Source organism: Microvirga zambiensis WSM3693, from assembly GCF_016735695.1.
Taxonomy (GTDB): domain Bacteria; phylum Pseudomonadota; class Alphaproteobacteria; order Rhizobiales; family Beijerinckiaceae; genus Microvirga; species Microvirga zambiensis.
In genome coordinates, this window is record NZ_JAERQD010000005.1 from 84799 (window position 1) to 100053 (window position 15255).

Sequence of the window (15255 nt, forward strand, 5' to 3'; positions counted from 1 at the left end):
TTGCTGTCCGGTTCCTCAGGCTGAGGGCAGAGATTGAGTCAGACACTCAGAAACTCCACCAGCGCCGCATTCACCCTCTCCGGCTTCTCGTGCTGCACCCCATGAGAGGCGTTGTCGATCCAGACGACATCGCCCGAGCGACACAAGGCGAGGCTCGCCTCGGCGAGGCCTTGCTCCAGAAACTGATCTTTGACGCCCCAGATGACGCGGGTCGGCGGCGCGATGCCTGGATCGCTCATGTCGGGTTTGAACGGCAGGGCGCGGTACCAGTTCAGCATCGCCGTGAGCGCGCCTGGCTGCGACCAGGCCTGTTCGTAGCGCGCGATATCCTCCTCGGAAAACGTGCCGGGCCGGCTCGTGCGCAGAAGCGCATCCTTCAGGCTGCGATAATCGTCCGCCGAGAGCATCGCTTCGGGCAGGCGCGGGATCTGGAAGAATCCGACATAGAAGCTGCGAAACATCTGGCTCGGATGCCGGCGCAGATAGGATCCGGCAACGGAGGGATGCGGCGCGTTGAGGATGGCGAGCTTCGCCACGCGGTCCGGATAGCGAGAGGCGGTCCACCACGCGACGAGACCGCCCCAGTCGTGACCGACGAGAGCGAAGGTTCTTCGCCCGACGGCATCAACCAGACCGATCACATCCTTCGCCAGAATATCGAGACCGTAGGCGCGCCGGCCTTTGGGCTTGTCGCTGAGATTGTAGCCGCGCTGGTCCGGCACGACGACGCGGAAGCCGGCCTGTGCCAGCGGCGCGATCTGGAAGCGCCATCCCCACCAGAATTCCGGAAAGCCGTGCAGCAGGATCACGAGCGGCCCATCCTCGGGACCCGCCTCGATCATATGGAGCGTGAGATTGCCGACACGGCGCCGAATGCTCTTCTGGTGCAGTTCGAGGGCAAGGCTCATGCGTGCGCAGAGACGCGGACGCGCTTCGCCGGCGGTTCGTCGGATGCCATGAACTGCGCCTTGGCGAGTTCCGCGAAGCGCCCGCCCCGTGCCACGAGTTCTTCGAAGGTGCCGCTCTCGATCACCCGGCCGTGGTCGAAGACGAGGATGCGGTTGGCGTTGCGGATGGTGGCGAGGCGGTGGGCGATGACGAAGGTGGTGCGGCCCTTCATCACCTCGTCAAGCGCCATCTGCAGCTTGCGCTCGGTCGCGGCATCGAGCGCGCTCGTCGCCTCGTCGAGGATCAGGATCGGCGGGTTCTTGAGGAGGGCACGGGCGATCGACAGGCGCTGGCGCTCGCCGCCGGAGAGCGAGCGGCCGCGTTCGCCGACGATCGTGTCGAGGCCTTCCGCCTGCCTGTTGATGAACTCGATGGCCTGCGCCCGCTCCAGCGCCTCGATCATCTCGGCGTCGGTCGCATCGGGACGCCCGACCTGCAGGTTCTCGCGGATGGTGCGGGCGAACAGCATCGGCTCCTGGAACACCACGCCGATGTTGCGCCGCAGGGATGCGAGCGTCACGTCGCGGATGTCGAGCCCGTCGACGCGGATCGCGCCCGATTGTGGATCGAAGGCCCGGTGCAGAAGACCCAGGGTGGTGGACTTTCCGGATCCCGTGGCGCCGACGAGAGCGACGTTCTCGCCCGCATTGACGATGAAGGATACGTCCTGCACCGCGGAGCGCTTGCCGTCATAGGAGAAGCTCACATTGTCGAAGGCGACCTCGCCCTTGTAGCGCTCGACGTGCCGTGCATTGGGCCGGTCGTGCACCGCCGGCGCCGTGTCGAGGATCTCGAAGAATTCCTGCAGCTTCGGGCCCTGCATGAAGAGCTGGTTGACGAAGCTCACCGCCTGTTCAAGCCGCGCGATCAGCATGGTCGCCATGCTCATGAACATCACGATCTCGCCGATGGTGGCGAGCCCGTTGAGATGCAGCCAGGTGCCGAGCAGGAAGATCGCGGTAACAGTGATCGTGGCCGAGGCACGGGATGCGACGGAGGCGAGCGCCCACCAGGACAGGACCGGGTTCTGCGCCTGCAGCAATTGCTGGATGATGATGCCGAGCGAGCGCGTCTCGGCCTCGACGCGGGTGAAGGACTGGATCACCGGCACGTTGCCGAGCGCATCGGAAGCGTGTTCCGCAAGGCTCGAATGATAGCGCTCGACGGAGCCCTGCAGCTTTTCCGTCTTGCGCAGAACAAAGGCCGTGAGAACCGAGAAGATGACCATGAGGGCGACGAGCAGGAGCCCGAGACGCCAGTTCAGGAAGACGGTGAGCGGCAGCAGGATGACGAGGGCGATGAGCGCCGCGAAATGCTCGCGGAAGAAGCCGAGCCAGAGCCAGGACATGGCGCCCGATCCTTCCAGCATCACCTTCAGCACGCGGCCGGAATGGGTGGAAGTGTGGAAGGCGAGCGGCAATTCGAGCACATGCTCGAAGTAGTTCGCCATCACGGCGAGGCGCCGGCGATGGGCGAGCCGGTCCGCATGCAGCGCCACGAGGGCACCCGCGCCGATGGAAAACAGGCCGAAGGCGACCCAGGCGAGAATGAGCGGCGTCAGCGCGCCGAAGGTCACGGGCGGCGTGCCCGGCACCTGGCCGCGGGTGAGCACGTCGATGATGCGGCCGAACAGGATCGGTTCCGCGAAGGCGGAGATGGCGAGCCCGACATTGGCAAGCGCGAGCAGCGCGCCGACGCGCATATCCGAGCCGAGCTGTCCGAGAACGCGGATGTAAAGCCTGACCAGCCTCATGCGGATCACCCTGCGGGAGGACGGGCTTCCCTCCGGAAGCTCCGCTGCCGATGGAGAGTTGCGCCTTTCGCGCCGTTTGAAAAGCCTCGGTGGATTCTATGCACCGATCAGCCCTCCTGCGCCCGAGGCTGCAGCTTGCGGCGGAAGCGGCCGATCCAGCGCGGCCCCAGTTTCGGCCCCGAGGAGCGTGCCCTCTGCTTTTGCGGCCGCGCGAGAAGGACCGCGCCCTCCTCCGTCTTGCGGATGTGCAGGGTGCGGGTATGAAACTCCTCAAGACCCGGCCGATGCCCGATTGAAAGCACGCTCGCACCCTTCAGCTCGTTGTCGAAGAGAGAGAGCATGGAGGCCTGGTTCTCCTCGTCGAGGGCGGAGGTCGCCTCGTCCATGAAGACCCATTTCGGCTTGTGCAGCAGCACGCGGGCAAAGGCCACCCGCTGCTGCTGGCCGAGCGACAGGCTCCGGTCCCAGCGCTCGTGCTTGTCGAGCATGGGAATGAACTCGCCGAGACCGCAGCGCTCCAGCGCCTCCTTGACCTTGGCATCCTCGAAGGTTTCAGGCGAGGCCGGATAGCTGATCGCGGCGCGCAAGGTTCCGAGCGGCAGATACGGCCGCTGCGGCAAGAACATCATCTCCTCGGGCTTGGGCACGCGGATCTTGCCCGAGCCCCAGGGCCAGAGGCCTGAGATGGCGCGAAACAGCGTGCTCTTGCCCGCACCCGATTCACCCATGATCAGCACGCGCTCGCCGGGGCTGATTTCCGCCGTCGCATCCTCGATGAGGATGCTGCCGTCGCTGAGCGCGATGGAGACACCCTCGAAACTGAGGCGGCCTTGCGGGTGCGCAGCGATATCGATCCGCCGGCTCTCGGCCGCGACCTCGTCGAGGTCGAGAGCGGTCTGCCGGAAGGTGGCGACGCGCAGGACGGCGGAGCGCCAATCGGCGATCTTCGGGAAATTGTCGACGAAATAGCGCAGGGCCGACTGCACCTGATTGAAGGCGCCGACCACCATCATCATCTCGCCGAAGGACAGGCGGCCGGAGAAGTAATCGGGCGCAGCCGCCAGGATCGGCACGACGATGGCGAGCCAGCCATAACCCGAGGTGATCCAGGTCAGCCGCGCAAGGCCGCCGGAGAGGCGGCGCGAGGCCTTGAGCACGGCCTCGACGAACTCGTCGAGATTGCGCCGCTCGTCGGGCTCACCGTTGTAGAGGGCGACGCTCTCGGCGCTCTCGTTGACCCGCACCAGGGCGAAGCGCAGCTCGGCCTCGCGGGCATAGCGCAGAGTATTGAGACGGATGAGCGGGCGCCCCACGAGCCAGGTCAGCCCCGAGCCGATGCCCGCGTAGCCCAGGGCCACCCAGACCATGTAGCCGGGGATGGTGATCTCGCGGCCGCCGAGGGGGAAGCTGACCGGACCCGACAGCGCCCAGAGGACGCCGATGAAGCTGATGAGCAGCAGAAACGCCTGCAGCATGCCGACACCGAGTTCCGTCGACAGCTCCGAGAAGAGGCGGCAATCCTCCTGCATGCGCTGATCGGGTTGGGCTCCGTTCTCGCCCATGAAGCCGAGCTGATAGGCCCTGTTCGGCTTGAGCCAGAGATCGAGCAGCACCTGCGTCAGGCGCTGGCGCAGGCGGATCTTGAGGCGCTCCTGCAGCCAGGTCTGCGCGACCACGAGGGCAAGCAGCACCGCGACGATGACGAGGAACACGACCAGCTGATGCAGGAAGGAGGAGGTATCGCGCTTCGCGACCGCGTCGAAAAAGGCGCCGTTCCACTCGTTGAGCCGCACCTGGCCGAACATGTTGCCGATCAGGATGACCACGATGGCGATGCCGAGCCGGAGCATCGACCATCCCTTGCCGCCCCTGAACATGTCGCGGAAGAGCAAGTACAATTCCTGAACGATGCTCGGCCTCACCTCATGGGGAGGAACGGCCTCAGCGTCGTGAGCGGCGGCATGGTCCGCCTCCTTCGCCAGGGTGCTGTTCTGCCCCGGACCGACCTCCTGATCGCTGCCGATCACCGGCGGCGGAGGCAGCTGCTTGCCCAATTTGGGATCGAAATCCGGCATGTGTCGAAACGCGCACTGATTCAGCTTGGAAATTTCTCAAGCTAAAGCGTTCTAGCATGGGTTAGGTTCCAAACCGGGCCTTTCTCCGGTCGCGGCCGGGATCAGCGCCGGTCGGCGGCGACCGCCAGGACCCAGTAGACCTTGTACTTGGAATTCGGCGTGTAGGCCGTCGCGATGCCGATCCGGGTGGCCTTGGCATCGAGCATCACCCTGTTGTGCTGCGGGCTCTCGCGCCAGCCGGAAAACGCCTCGGCCAAGGTGTGGTAACCGGCGGAGACATTGGCCGCCGGTGACGCGAAGCCAGACTTCGCGAGACGCGTCTTGAAGGCATCGGCCGAGCTCGGCTTGTCCGCGCGGGCCATGGTGTCGGCCTCGGCCTGCGCGGCGGCCTGAAGGTCGGGATCGAGGGTCAGGCGGCCAAGACCGTTGTTGCCCCGGTAGGCGCCGATCATGTCGCGGGCCATGGCCGCATCCACCTGGGCGGCGGGGTCGGCCATGGAGACGTAGAAGCTCGGTGTCTGGCTGCTTGGCGCGCGGGCCTCGTTCTGGCAGGCGGCAAGAGCGAGGGCGGAAAGGCTGAGAATTAGGAGACGCTTCATGCGGGCGTCTTATCCTTGAGAAGGGTTAAGGCTTCGTCCTCCTTCTCCTCGGCCTTCGACGCCTTGTCCGCAGGCTCCTCCTCCGCCTCGGCGGCCGGGGCCGGCGCGGGGGCGCCGATGCCCGCCTTGCGCAGGCCGCGGAAGATCTCGAAATAGATGTCGCTCGAAACCCGGCCCGCCGCATCGATGTCGTCGACGAAGCAGACGACGTCGAAATCGATGGTGTTCTCCGTCACCTTCTTGAACAGGACCCGCGGCGCCGGTTCGCTCATGACCTCGCGATGCGCGAGCGCGGCCTTGCGCATGATCTCCGCCACCTGGTCGGGATCGGAGGCGCGAGGCACCGGAATCGAGACGAGAACGCGCCCGACGCGGTCGTTGCGCACGCGGTTGCGGACGATCCCGGAGATCAGGTTCGAGTTCGGCACGATGATCGTCGAGCGGTCGAAGGCCTGGATCTCGGTCGAGCGCACGTTGATCCGGCGCACATAGCCCTCGCCGTCGCCGACCACGACGAGATCGCCGACGCGGATCGGGCGCTCCCAGAGCAGGATGAGGCCGGAGATGAAGTTGTTGACGATGGATTGCAGGCCGAAACCGATACCGACCGAGAGGGCACCGGCGACGATGGTCACGCGCTCCAGGCTGAGGCCCAGATAGGTGAAGGCGAGCATGCCGGCCGTGATGATGCCGATATAGCCCGCCGCCGTGCTGATCGAATTGCGCAGACCCGCATCGAGATCCGTTGCCGGCAGGAAGGTGTTGCTGAGCCAGCGCTGGATCACGCGCGTGACGGCGAAAGTCGCAGCGAACAGCAGCGCCGCAAGGAGAATCGACGACAGGGAGATCGTGACGTCGCCCACATTGAAGCCGAAGAACATGGCCCTCAGGGAGCCCGTCACATCCGTCGATTCGATTCCCCAGGGCGCCAGCACCAGCAGGACGCCGATGATGATGAGGGCGAGCCGCGCAATGCCGCTGCCGAGCACGCCGATCTGCTCGATGGAACGGCGGCGCAGGCCGGTATTGGCCTGCAGTGCCGTCGAAATCCTGGTCTGGCCGCGCAGGGAGCCGCCGATGAACTCGTCCGCGAGGGCAATGCCGAGGACAAGCAGGGCGACGACGATGGAAATCCAGACCGCCTGATCGATCAGGAAGGTGGCCAGCGCCACATAGCCGCCAAGCACGCTGCCGACGATGAGGGCGACGACGAACCAGCCGAGACTGCGCAGGGGGCCGCCGATATCGACATCCTGCGCGACGTAGGGCCCGAGGCAGGCCTCGTCCTGGTTCTCCCGGGCAGCGAAGCGGCGCAGAAGCTCGGCGAAGACAAGACCGACCACCAGGGCGAAGACCGCCCGGGTGATCACGGTGACGGGCAAGGCCGCGGCGATGGCGGTGTTGAACGACTCGATCACCTTGCCGACGACCATGACGGTGGCCAGGGTCACGGAGAAGCTCATGATCCGCGTGGCGGAGGCATCCCGGACCGGAATCAGCCGCCAGGAGGTGTGATCCGGCGCCAGGATCGCATCGATCAGGGCACGCACGAAAGCGATGAAGGCGAGGCCGCTCAGCATCGCCCTGACGACGAGCTCCAGCCGGGGCGGAACGAGATCGGCGGAATCGAAGGCCACCCAGACGATCCAGCTGCCGGCGATGGCCGGGCCGGCACCCAGGGCCAGCACCCCGAGCGCCGCCAGAAGGCGGCTGCGCCGCGAGGGCTCGGCGATGGCGGGGTCGCGCCTGACGAGGCGCGGTGCGATCGAGCGCCGTCCGGCATAAAGGGCGATGGCCACGCCGATGGACAGGCCGAGAAGAAGCAGAATGCCGAGCGAGGTGTTCCGCTGAAGCTGCTCGAGGGCATCGCCCAGAACGATGCCCAGCGCCCGCAATTCCCGCGGAACGGCCTGCACTACGTTCATCCAGAGGCTCGGGCTCAAGATGCCGTCGCTCTGCTCGAACAGGGCGCGGGTGAAGCCGGCCCGGCGCAGATCGCCGATCTGGGTGTTCAGCTGCTCGGCCTGGACGAGCAGGGCGCGCCCGAGCCGCTGGGTCTCGTCGAGCTCGGCCACGGCGGCTTCGCGCTCGGCCCGGTCCCTGGCGACGTCGGCGCTTTCCTCGGGCTGGCCCTTGTCCGGCTTCGGCCCCAGCTGCGTCAGGCGCTGCCGGCTCGCCTCGAGCTTCGGGGCCTGCTCCTCGATGACCGTGCGGATATCGGCGATGACAGGCTCGATCTGCTGACGGATGTTCTGCAGATCCGCATCCGGCATGACACGGCCCTGGATGGCCGCTTCCTTCTGGTCGAGATCGGCCTTGATTCCGTCGAGCTTGGCGCGGGCCGCCTTCGTTTCCGCGGAAATCGGCGCCGGGGCCGGCGTTGCCTGCGGCTGGGCCGGGGCTTGCGCCTGCGGCTGAGCATTGGGAGCGGACGGCGCCTGCTGGGCGTAAGACGTCCCGCCGGCTGCAACGCTCAATACGATCGCGGCGGCCTGCAGAAGCCGTTTCATGCCAATACTCGTCATTCAGTCTGACCCCTGTCGCATTCCCTTGCGGGGCGGTTCTTTGCGAATCATTACGGCGAAAAGTCGCCGCCCGGTTGACGAAGCGCAACAAAAAAGCCGGGAGGAACCAGCGTTCCTCCCGGCTTCCGTAAGGGAAAATCCGTTATTGTTTCGGGGCTTCGCCGGCCGAAGGCTGCGCGCCGGGCACAGGATAGGCCGGGTTTGCCGGCGACGTCCGGTTGGTGGGATTGGCACTCGAGCCCGTCGTCGAGCCCGTCACATTGGCCCGGGCGGCATCGGTCCCGGGATCGTCGGGCGATGTCGACCCGACCCACATCATGTAGCCTGAGATCGCGACGCCTGCGAGCAGCAGCGCACCGATCAGAACGGCCAGAACCGGGCGGCCGGGAGGTGCCTGCCGGGCACGATCGTCGGAAATCTGTTGAGCCATCTCTAGCCTCTCGAATGACTGGTTTATGGGGCGAGCAGCGCGGCTCGGCGTTGTTGGGGCAACGCGAGACCGTTGAGGCGGTTCCTGACGGCTTGGCCGCAGGATCCTGTACGCGCGCTGCCCGTTCGACTGCTCCGGGATCAAATGCATGCGTTTCCCGTTGTCCGAAACGGGCTGCCAACTGCGGTCTGGGACGAGGGGACGATGCGCCGCGCAAGCGTTACTGGCACGAGGTGTCGCAGCATGCGAGACGGCCGCGCCATGCGCGCTTCGAGCCATGTTTTCGCCGTTTTCAAAACCCTTGGCTAATCTCTGATTCAAGGAGAGAACATGCAGGACAATCGCATCAGCCTGGATGGCACCTGGGAGTTCCTGCACGTGGCCGACGACCGTCTGTCGGGGCCGGCGGAGGTTCGCCAGATCGAGGTGCCAAGTCCGTGGCAGGCGCAGTTCTCGGACCTGCGCATGCGGGCCGGCATCGGCATCTACCGCAGGAGCATCGAGATCGACCCGTCGTGGCTGCACGACAGCGTCTGGATCCGCTTCGGCGCCGTCTTTCACAACACGAAGGTTTTCGTCAACGGCGAGCTCGTGGGCCACAACGAAGGCGGCTTCCTGCCCTTCTCCTTCGATGCCACGCCCTATCTCAAGCCGGGCGCGAACGAGATCAAGGTCCGCGTCGACAGCCCCACCGACAACCCGGCCGAATTCCCGGATTCGCCGTTCGCCGAAATCCCCTTCGGCAAGCAGAGCTGGTACGGTCCGCTCTCCGGCATCTGGCAATCGGTTTATCTCGAGCGCCGCGTTTCGGATCACATGAGCCGTGTCCGCCTCGTTCCAAATCTCACCACGGGGCGGGTGGCGTCCGGCGTCTTCTTTGCGCGGCCGCTGACGGAGGCGACGCAGATCCGGATCCGGGTGACCGATCCTTCCGGTGACGCCGTGCTCGACGAGATGCACGGGACGCAGATCGGCGTCACCTCGATGCCGTTCGAGTTCACCCTCGACAACGTGCGCGCATGGTCGCCCGATCATCCCAACCTCTATCGCATCAGCCTGGAGATGATCCGCGGCGGCGAGGTGAGAGACGAAATCGCCGATCATTTCGGCTTCCGCTCCTTCGAGACGCGCAACGGCAAGTTCTATCTCAACGGCGAACCGCTCTACCTGCGCTCGGCTCTCGACCAGGATTATTACCCGGGCACGATCTGCACCGTGCCGTCGGTGGAATTTCTTGAGGATCAGTTCCGCAAGGCGAAGGAACTCGGACTCAACTGCCTGCGCTGCCACATCAAGGCGGCCGATCCGCGCTATTACGAGGTGGCCGATCGGCTCGGCATGCTCATCTGGACGGAGCTGCCCAACGGCGGCATGGCCACCGACCGCTCGCGCGGGCGCAAGGAAAAACTTCTGAAGGGCATCGTCGACCGCGACGCGAACCATCCCTCCATCGTCATCTGGACGATCATCAACGAGAACTGGGGCGTCGATCTCGTCAACGACGCGGATCACCGCGACTGGCTCAAGCGCACCTTCGCATGGCTCAAGGCCTATGACCCGACGCGGCTCGTGGTCGACAACTCGCCGCTGGCACCCAGCTTCCACGTGGAATCCGACATCGCGGATTATCACTTCTACGCCGCCTATCCCGATCACCGGGCGCAGTGGGACCACTTCGTTGACGAATTGTCCGGTCGCGCCTCCTGGCTCTACTCGCCCTATGGCGATGCGGTGATCACCGGGCGCGAGCCGCTGATGTGCTCCGAATTCGGCAATTGGGGCCTGCCCTATCCGAAGGACCTGCGCGACGAGAAGGGCGAGGAACCCTGGTGGTTCGAGACCGGCCACGATTGGGGCGAGGGCGTGATGTATGCGCACGGCGTCGAGAACCGCTTCTCCGACTGGAGCCTCGACCGCGTCTTCGGCGATCTGCGCCGCTTCGTCATCGCCGCGCAATGGCAGCAGTTTCGTGCTCTCAAATATGAGATCGAGTCCATGCGCCGCAAGCCGAACCTCGCGGGCTACGTGATCACCGAGCTGCACGACTGTCACTGGGAATCGAACGGTCTTCTCGACATGCGCCGCAATCCGCGCGTGTTCCACGAGCTCTTCCACATCGTCAATTCGGACACGGTGATCGTGCCGAAATGGGAGCGCGCCTCCTACTGGTCCGGGGAGACGGCGGCACTGCAGCTTTCGCTCGCGCATGGTGCAGGTCCGGTTCTGGAAGACTGCAAGCTCGAAGTCTCGATCTGCGGCGAGAGCCAGAGTCTCTCGCTGCCGCGCATCGAGGCGCCAGACGTTCACGATCTCGGCCGCATCGAGATGGCTCTCCCTGATATGAGCGAGCCGTCGCTTCGGCGCATCAGCCTCGACCTGCGCAGCGCCGACGGGCGTTTGATCGCACACAACCACCACGACATCGCCATTCATCCCAAGCGCAGCAAGCCGGTTCACGCCCGCGAGCTGGTCTGGTCACCGGACGAGGATATCCGCGAACACTTCCGCGCACTCGGCTACAATCTCGCCCGCGCCTTCGAGGAATCGACCGTCATCGTCTCCCGCACGCACAACAAGGCGATTGCGGACCATGTGCGCGCCGGCGCCAAGCTCCTGCTGCTGCCGGAAAGCGACATGAGCCTCTACCCGTTCTTCCCGCATTGGCAGGCGGTGCGGGTGCAGGGCCGCGGCGGCACGCTCTGGTCGGGCGACTGGGCTTCGTCCTTCGGCTGGCTGCGGCGCTCGGGCCATTTCGCCGGGCTGCCCTCCGGCCCCCTGCTCGACGAGACCATGGACCGGGTGCTGCCGGAGCATGTGATCGTCAACTGCAACCTGCTCGACTTCCAGGCCCGCGTTTTCGCCGGCCTCGTGGTCGGATGGATCCACAAGCCGGTGGCGCTCGGCGTCGAGCGCTCCTACGGACGCGGCCGCATGGTCGCCTCGACCCTGCGCCTGCTGCGCGACGAGCCCCTTGCGGACCCGACTGCGACCATGCTCACCGACGCGCTGGTGGAGCTTGCCGTTGAATCGCGCGCCTCCCGCTTGGAAGAAGCAGTGCGCGCTGCGGAGGCAGCGGCTTAAGTCACTCGCAGGTGCCAACGAAAAAGCGGCGCGGAGAATTCCGCGCCGCTTTGTCATGCCGATCGTCGCTCAGGGCTCACGAAATCCGCGCGGCCGATGGCGATACGACCTTGACGGCCGTCGTATCCGCGCCGACGGGCAGGGATTCGTTGATGCGCCGGAATGTGGCAAGCGCCTGACCGACGATCTGGTCCATGTTGTAGTAGCGGTAGGTGGCGAGACGGCCGACGAACCACACATCGGGCGTTGCGAGCGCCAGGCGTTCGTACTTCTTGAACAGCTCCTGATTCTCGGCCTTCGGAATCGGATAATAGGGATCGCCCTCGGCGGAAGGAAACTCGTAGGTGAGCGCCGTCTTGGCGTGATCCTGACCGGTCAGATGCTTGTATTCGGTGATGCGGGTATAGGCATGTGTTTGCGGATAGTTCACGACCCCGACCGGCTGATGCCAGCGCTTGTTGAGCGTCACGTGTTCGAAGCGCAGGGATCGGTAAGGGAGCCGGCCGAACTGGAAATTGAAATACTCGTCGATGGGACCGGTAAAGATGACGCGACGGTGGGGAACGAGGCCCTTCACGTCCTTGTAGTCCGTCTGCGTCATGACGTGGATGTTGGGATGGCGCACCATCCTTTCGAACATCCGCGTGTAGCCGTGCTTCGGCATGAGCTGGAATTCGTCGGTGAAATAGCGGTCGTCCCGGCTGGTGCGTGTCGGTACCCGCGCCGTCACCGATTTGTCGAGTTCCGAAGGGTCGAGCCCCCATTGCTTGCGGGTATAGCCACGGAAGAATTTTTCGTAGAGCTCACGGCCGACGACGGAGACCACCACATCCTCCGACGTCTTGATCTCGTCCTTCTTCTCGGCCCGCTCCGCGAACCAGCCCTGCAGCTCTTCCGATGTGAGGCTCAGATTGTAGAGCTTGTTGACCGTATCCAGATTGATCGGGATCGGCACGAGCATGCCGTCCACCTCCGCCAGCACCCGATGCTCGTAAGGACGCCAGTCGGTGAAGCGCGAGAGATACTCGACGATCTGCTTGGAGTTCGTATGGAAGATGTGCGGGCCATATTGATGGATCAACAGCCCGTCATCGTCATAGCGGTCATAGGCGTTTCCGCCGATATGGCTGCGACGATCGATGAGAAGAACACGCTCATTGCGCTCGTTTGCCAGGCGCTCCGCGAGAACGCTGCCCGCGAAGCCGGCACCGACGATCAGCCAATCATACATGCCGGTCACTCCGCGGGCGTCGTGGCGTAAACGGGGAGTGAGGACGTCGCGCGCTCGGGAGCTGTATCGCCGGAGGCGTCGAGCATCAGCTTATGCATGGATGCCCATGTCTTGTCCCAGGATCCCGCGGCGAGATGCCGGTCGACCTTGGCGAGCCAAGGCTCCTTCGGCCGTGCGAGGATGGCCTCGACCTTCGTCACCACCTCGCCCGCATCCTTCGTGATCTCGACCAGACCTTTCTCGCCATAGGGCCGCACCACGTCGGTGATCGGCGTCGAGACCACGGGCACGCCGGCGGCGAGGAATTCGGGCGTCTTGGTCGGGCTGATGAAGCGCGTCGCTTCGTTCAGGGCGAAGTTCATGAATCCGACATCCCAGCCCGACAGGTAACGCGGCAGCTCATCGTAGGATTTTCCGCCGAGCCAATGGATGTTGGACCGCCGCGGCAAGGTCGCGGAGTCGATCTTCACCACCGGCCCGATCATCACGAAATGCCAGTCGGGGCGCAGCTCGGCGACGCTTGCCAGAAGATCGATGTCCATGCGCTCGTCGATCACGCCGAAGAAGCCGAGGCGGATGTGGGGAATTCCGGCCTGGTCTTCGGGATCGGCGTGAATCGTGCGCGCCTGCGAGAAATGGTGGGCATCGATCGAGGATGGGAAGCCATGAACGCTGCGGTGACGATGGCGCTTGGCCTCGTAAAGGCTCATTCCGCCGGTGAACACGAGGTCGCAGCGCGTGAACAGCGCATTCTCGAGATCGAGCAGTTCCTGCGACGCGCCGCGGAAGAGCGACAGCTCGTCCATGTTGTCGTAGACGCACAGATCGCATTCGAGGTCGCTGGTGAAGGCCATCGCCATGGGCGTGTAGTACCAGAACACGCGCGGTCCCGCCGCTTCGCGTCCGATCAGCTCCTCGATCAGGTCGTGCTGCTCGACAATGACATCCTCATGCGGGATCCCTTCCGGCAGAATCGGAACCGCAACCGTGACGCCTTGCGGCCGCTCGCTCAGATCCATATGCGGGCTCACGCCGGACTTGAAAATCGGCTCTTCGATGAACAGAACGTCGTAATGCTTGACGGCTCGGCTGAGGAGATGCTGAGGGCGCTGCCACACGAAATCCCATCGCAAATGGGAAAAACATACGAGAAGGGGCTTGTCGGGATCGGTTTTTAACGGCGAACGAAAGGCATAGGAATGCGTCGTCAAACGCTCATGCATAGCGCCATCCTCAAAAAGAGATATCTGTCGCGATCGGGCGGAAGAACACGGCCGGGATGATAAAGAGCGATGTCTTTTACGTGACGTGCACCGGCAAGGCGGGCCCGGTCGCAATCGATTTAACAACGCTGACGGGGCCGTTTAGTTCCCTTTGCGTTCATCTTCATGAACATGTGTTCATCGACAGATCGGCATCATTTCTTTTCCAGGAGAAGCGTTCCCTGCTTCTGGATGAAGGTCTTTGCCTTTTCCGCAACCATGGCAAGAATCCACGGCAGTTGCAGCTCGACGCGCACCTGATCCTGCATCACTTCGAGATGGCCGTTGACGTTCTGGCCCATGGCACCGACGCGGAAATCCATGCGGTTCGCGTTCCAGCTCTCGTTGATGGATGCGACCTTATCGCCGAACTGCGACTTCAGGCTCGTCATGCCACCCTGCAGCCGCCGCTGGGCTTCGGCTTGGCCGAGATTGTGGGGAATGGAAACGACGAGAGGCTTGGCCATCGAAATACTCCGCTTTCGACGGAACAAGCGAAGCGGGGCCGCTCCGGTTCCGATGGCTTGCCCGCAATCGCTACAGCATCTCGACGCGGATCGCGCGGACGACGATGGTTTCCTGATCGAAGCGTCGCTCGAGCTCGGCGCGATAGCGCTCCCACCAGGCATGGTCGATCTCGCGCGCCATGACCTCGAACACCACGATGTCGTCGTGCGCCGTGTGGCCGCCTTCCCGCCACATCCCGTCCGCCGGAGCGCGCGTGAAGCTCGTGATTCCACCGAACCGCTCGGACAGTTCCGTGCGGACCCGTCCATAGGTCTTGCCGTCGAAGCGACGGCGGGCGTTGTCGGCAAGCGGCAGCAGAATCTGAACCAGATGCATCACCATCCCCGTAAGCCATGGACCGATGCGGAAAGATAGTTCAGACCTTTTGGAAGGCGAGCCCCTCGGTAGCGCCGGAGGAAAAGTTAAAATCCACGCAGGTGGAACGGCGCTACGCCTGCAGGGCAGCGAAAAGCTCGCGATCGGTCCGGGGCATGCGCTCGTCGAGGCGATAGCGGCCGGACGGCTTGGAGATGCGCCAGGGCCGGGCGGTGCAGGTGTGAAAAGCCTCGGACGGACGGAGACGGCGCAGGGTGCCATCCACCTGCACCTCGTCGATCACGACGAAGCCGAAAATGGTGAGCCGTGTCGCCGCGACCTTGGCTGCGCGGTCCTCAGCCTCGATCGGCAGAGTGCCCGCCGCATAGACTGCATCCATCAGCGCGCGTTGATCGCGGTGAGGATTGGTCGACGCGCGCGCGCCCGGAAAGCGGACGACATTCGCCGCCTGAAACGATTTCGATTCCATCTACGCAACCCTTGGTCCCGAATCGAACCAAGAATCGCC

12 protein-coding genes are annotated in these 15255 nt (G+C 64.5%); 1 reads left to right on the forward strand and 11 read right to left on the reverse strand.

The features are described 5' to 3' along the window. Positions 1-38 precede the first annotated feature (38 nt). From JKL46_RS06030 to JKL46_RS06055, 6 genes are all read right to left on the reverse strand, one after another. Positions 39-908: an alpha/beta fold hydrolase gene (locus JKL46_RS06030; protein ID WP_201830839.1), complete on the reverse strand. Its 870-nt coding sequence runs from the start codon at positions 906-908 to the stop codon at positions 39-41. Then, on the reverse strand, positions 905-2701 hold the full coding sequence (locus JKL46_RS06035; protein ID WP_201830842.1) for a glucan ABC transporter ATP-binding protein/ permease: 1797 nt from the start codon (positions 2699-2701) through the stop codon (positions 905-907). Before JKL46_RS06035 ends, JKL46_RS06030 begins: the two co-directional genes overlap by 4 nt. Before the next feature lie 107 nt (positions 2702-2808). Next, positions 2809-4776, reverse strand: coding sequence for an ABC transporter ATP-binding protein/permease (locus JKL46_RS06040; protein ID WP_210381282.1), 1968 nt, complete (start codon positions 4774-4776; stop codon positions 2809-2811). Between the two features lie 101 nt (positions 4777-4877). Further along, positions 4878-5375: a CAP domain-containing protein gene (locus tag JKL46_RS06045; RefSeq protein WP_201830846.1), complete on the reverse strand. Its 498-nt coding sequence runs from the start codon at positions 5373-5375 to the stop codon at positions 4878-4880. Then, positions 5372-7885, reverse strand: coding sequence for a DUF3772 domain-containing protein (locus JKL46_RS06050; RefSeq protein ID WP_201830848.1), 2514 nt, complete (start codon positions 7883-7885; stop codon positions 5372-5374). Before JKL46_RS06050 ends, JKL46_RS06045 begins: the two co-directional genes overlap by 4 nt. Before the next feature lie 157 nt (positions 7886-8042). After that, positions 8043-8330 carry a hypothetical protein gene (locus JKL46_RS06055; RefSeq protein ID WP_201830850.1) on the reverse strand — a complete coding sequence of 96 codons (288 nt, stop codon included), beginning with the start codon at positions 8328-8330 and terminating at the stop codon, positions 8043-8045. A 330-nt stretch (positions 8331-8660) separates the two neighbouring features. Between JKL46_RS06055 and JKL46_RS06060 the strand changes: the two genes are divergently transcribed. Beyond that, positions 8661-11411: a glycoside hydrolase family 2 protein gene (locus tag JKL46_RS06060; protein WP_201830852.1), complete on the forward strand. Its 2751-nt coding sequence runs from the start codon at positions 8661-8663 to the stop codon at positions 11409-11411. A gap of 76 nt (positions 11412-11487) precedes the next feature. Here the strand turns inward: JKL46_RS06060 and glf are convergent, their stop codons facing one another. The 5 genes from glf to JKL46_RS06085 form a co-directional block, all read right to left on the reverse strand. After that, positions 11488-12642 (reverse strand): UDP-galactopyranose mutase, encoded by a 1155-nt coding sequence (gene glf / locus JKL46_RS06065; RefSeq protein WP_201830860.1) that lies wholly within the window; start codon positions 12640-12642, stop codon positions 11488-11490. A gap of 5 nt (positions 12643-12647) precedes the next feature. Further along, positions 12648-13865 (reverse strand): glycosyltransferase family 1 protein, encoded by a 1218-nt coding sequence (locus JKL46_RS06070; protein WP_201830862.1) that lies wholly within the window; start codon positions 13863-13865, stop codon positions 12648-12650. Between the two features lie 194 nt (positions 13866-14059). Further along, entirely contained in the window at positions 14060-14371 is a 312-nt protein-coding gene (locus tag JKL46_RS06075) for a polyhydroxyalkanoic acid system family protein (RefSeq protein WP_201830865.1), read from the reverse strand. A gap of 70 nt (positions 14372-14441) precedes the next feature. After that, positions 14442-14747, reverse strand: coding sequence for a hypothetical protein (locus JKL46_RS06080; RefSeq protein WP_201830867.1), 306 nt, complete (start codon positions 14745-14747; stop codon positions 14442-14444). Positions 14748-14859: 112 nt separating this feature from the next. Further along, the gene (locus tag JKL46_RS06085) at positions 14860-15216 is read right to left on the reverse strand and encodes a hypothetical protein (RefSeq protein ID WP_201830869.1); all 357 of its coding nucleotides are present in this window, start codon (positions 15214-15216) and stop codon (positions 14860-14862) included. Positions 15217-15255 lie beyond the last annotated feature (39 nt).

What these genes read in the sequence shown, in the direction of transcription:
- JKL46_RS06055 (WP_201830850.1), bottom strand. Translation starts at nt 8,330, where the DNA reads ATGGCTCAACAGATTTCCGACGATCGTGCCCGGCAGGCACCTCCCGGC.
- JKL46_RS06045 (WP_201830846.1), bottom strand. Translation starts at nt 5,375, where the DNA reads ATGAAGCGTCTCCTAATTCTCAGCCTTTCCGCCCTCGCTCTTGCCGCC.
- JKL46_RS06085 (WP_201830869.1), bottom strand. Translation starts at nt 15,216, where the DNA reads ATGGAATCGAAATCGTTTCAGGCGGCGAATGTCGTCCGCTTTCCGGGC.
- JKL46_RS06060 (WP_201830852.1), top strand. Translation starts at nt 8,661, where the DNA reads ATGCAGGACAATCGCATCAGCCTGGATGGCACCTGGGAGTTCCTGCAC.
- JKL46_RS06080 (WP_201830867.1), bottom strand. Translation starts at nt 14,747, where the DNA reads ATGCATCTGGTTCAGATTCTGCTGCCGCTTGCCGACAACGCCCGCCGT.
- JKL46_RS06050 (WP_201830848.1), bottom strand. Translation starts at nt 7,885, where the DNA reads ATGAAACGGCTTCTGCAGGCCGCCGCGATCGTATTGAGCGTTGCAGCC.
- JKL46_RS06035 (WP_201830842.1), bottom strand. Translation starts at nt 2,701, where the DNA reads ATGAGGCTGGTCAGGCTTTACATCCGCGTTCTCGGACAGCTCGGCTCG.
- JKL46_RS06040 (WP_210381282.1), bottom strand. Translation starts at nt 4,776, where the DNA reads ATGCCGGATTTCGATCCCAAATTGGGCAAGCAGCTGCCTCCGCCGCCG.
- JKL46_RS06030 (WP_201830839.1), bottom strand. Translation starts at nt 908, where the DNA reads ATGAGCCTTGCCCTCGAACTGCACCAGAAGAGCATTCGGCGCCGTGTC.
- JKL46_RS06070 (WP_201830862.1), bottom strand. Translation starts at nt 13,865, where the DNA reads ATGCATGAGCGTTTGACGACGCATTCCTATGCCTTTCGTTCGCCGTTA.
- glf (WP_201830860.1), bottom strand. Translation starts at nt 12,642, where the DNA reads ATGTATGATTGGCTGATCGTCGGTGCCGGCTTCGCGGGCAGCGTTCTC.
- JKL46_RS06075 (WP_201830865.1), bottom strand. Translation starts at nt 14,371, where the DNA reads ATGGCCAAGCCTCTCGTCGTTTCCATTCCCCACAATCTCGGCCAAGCC.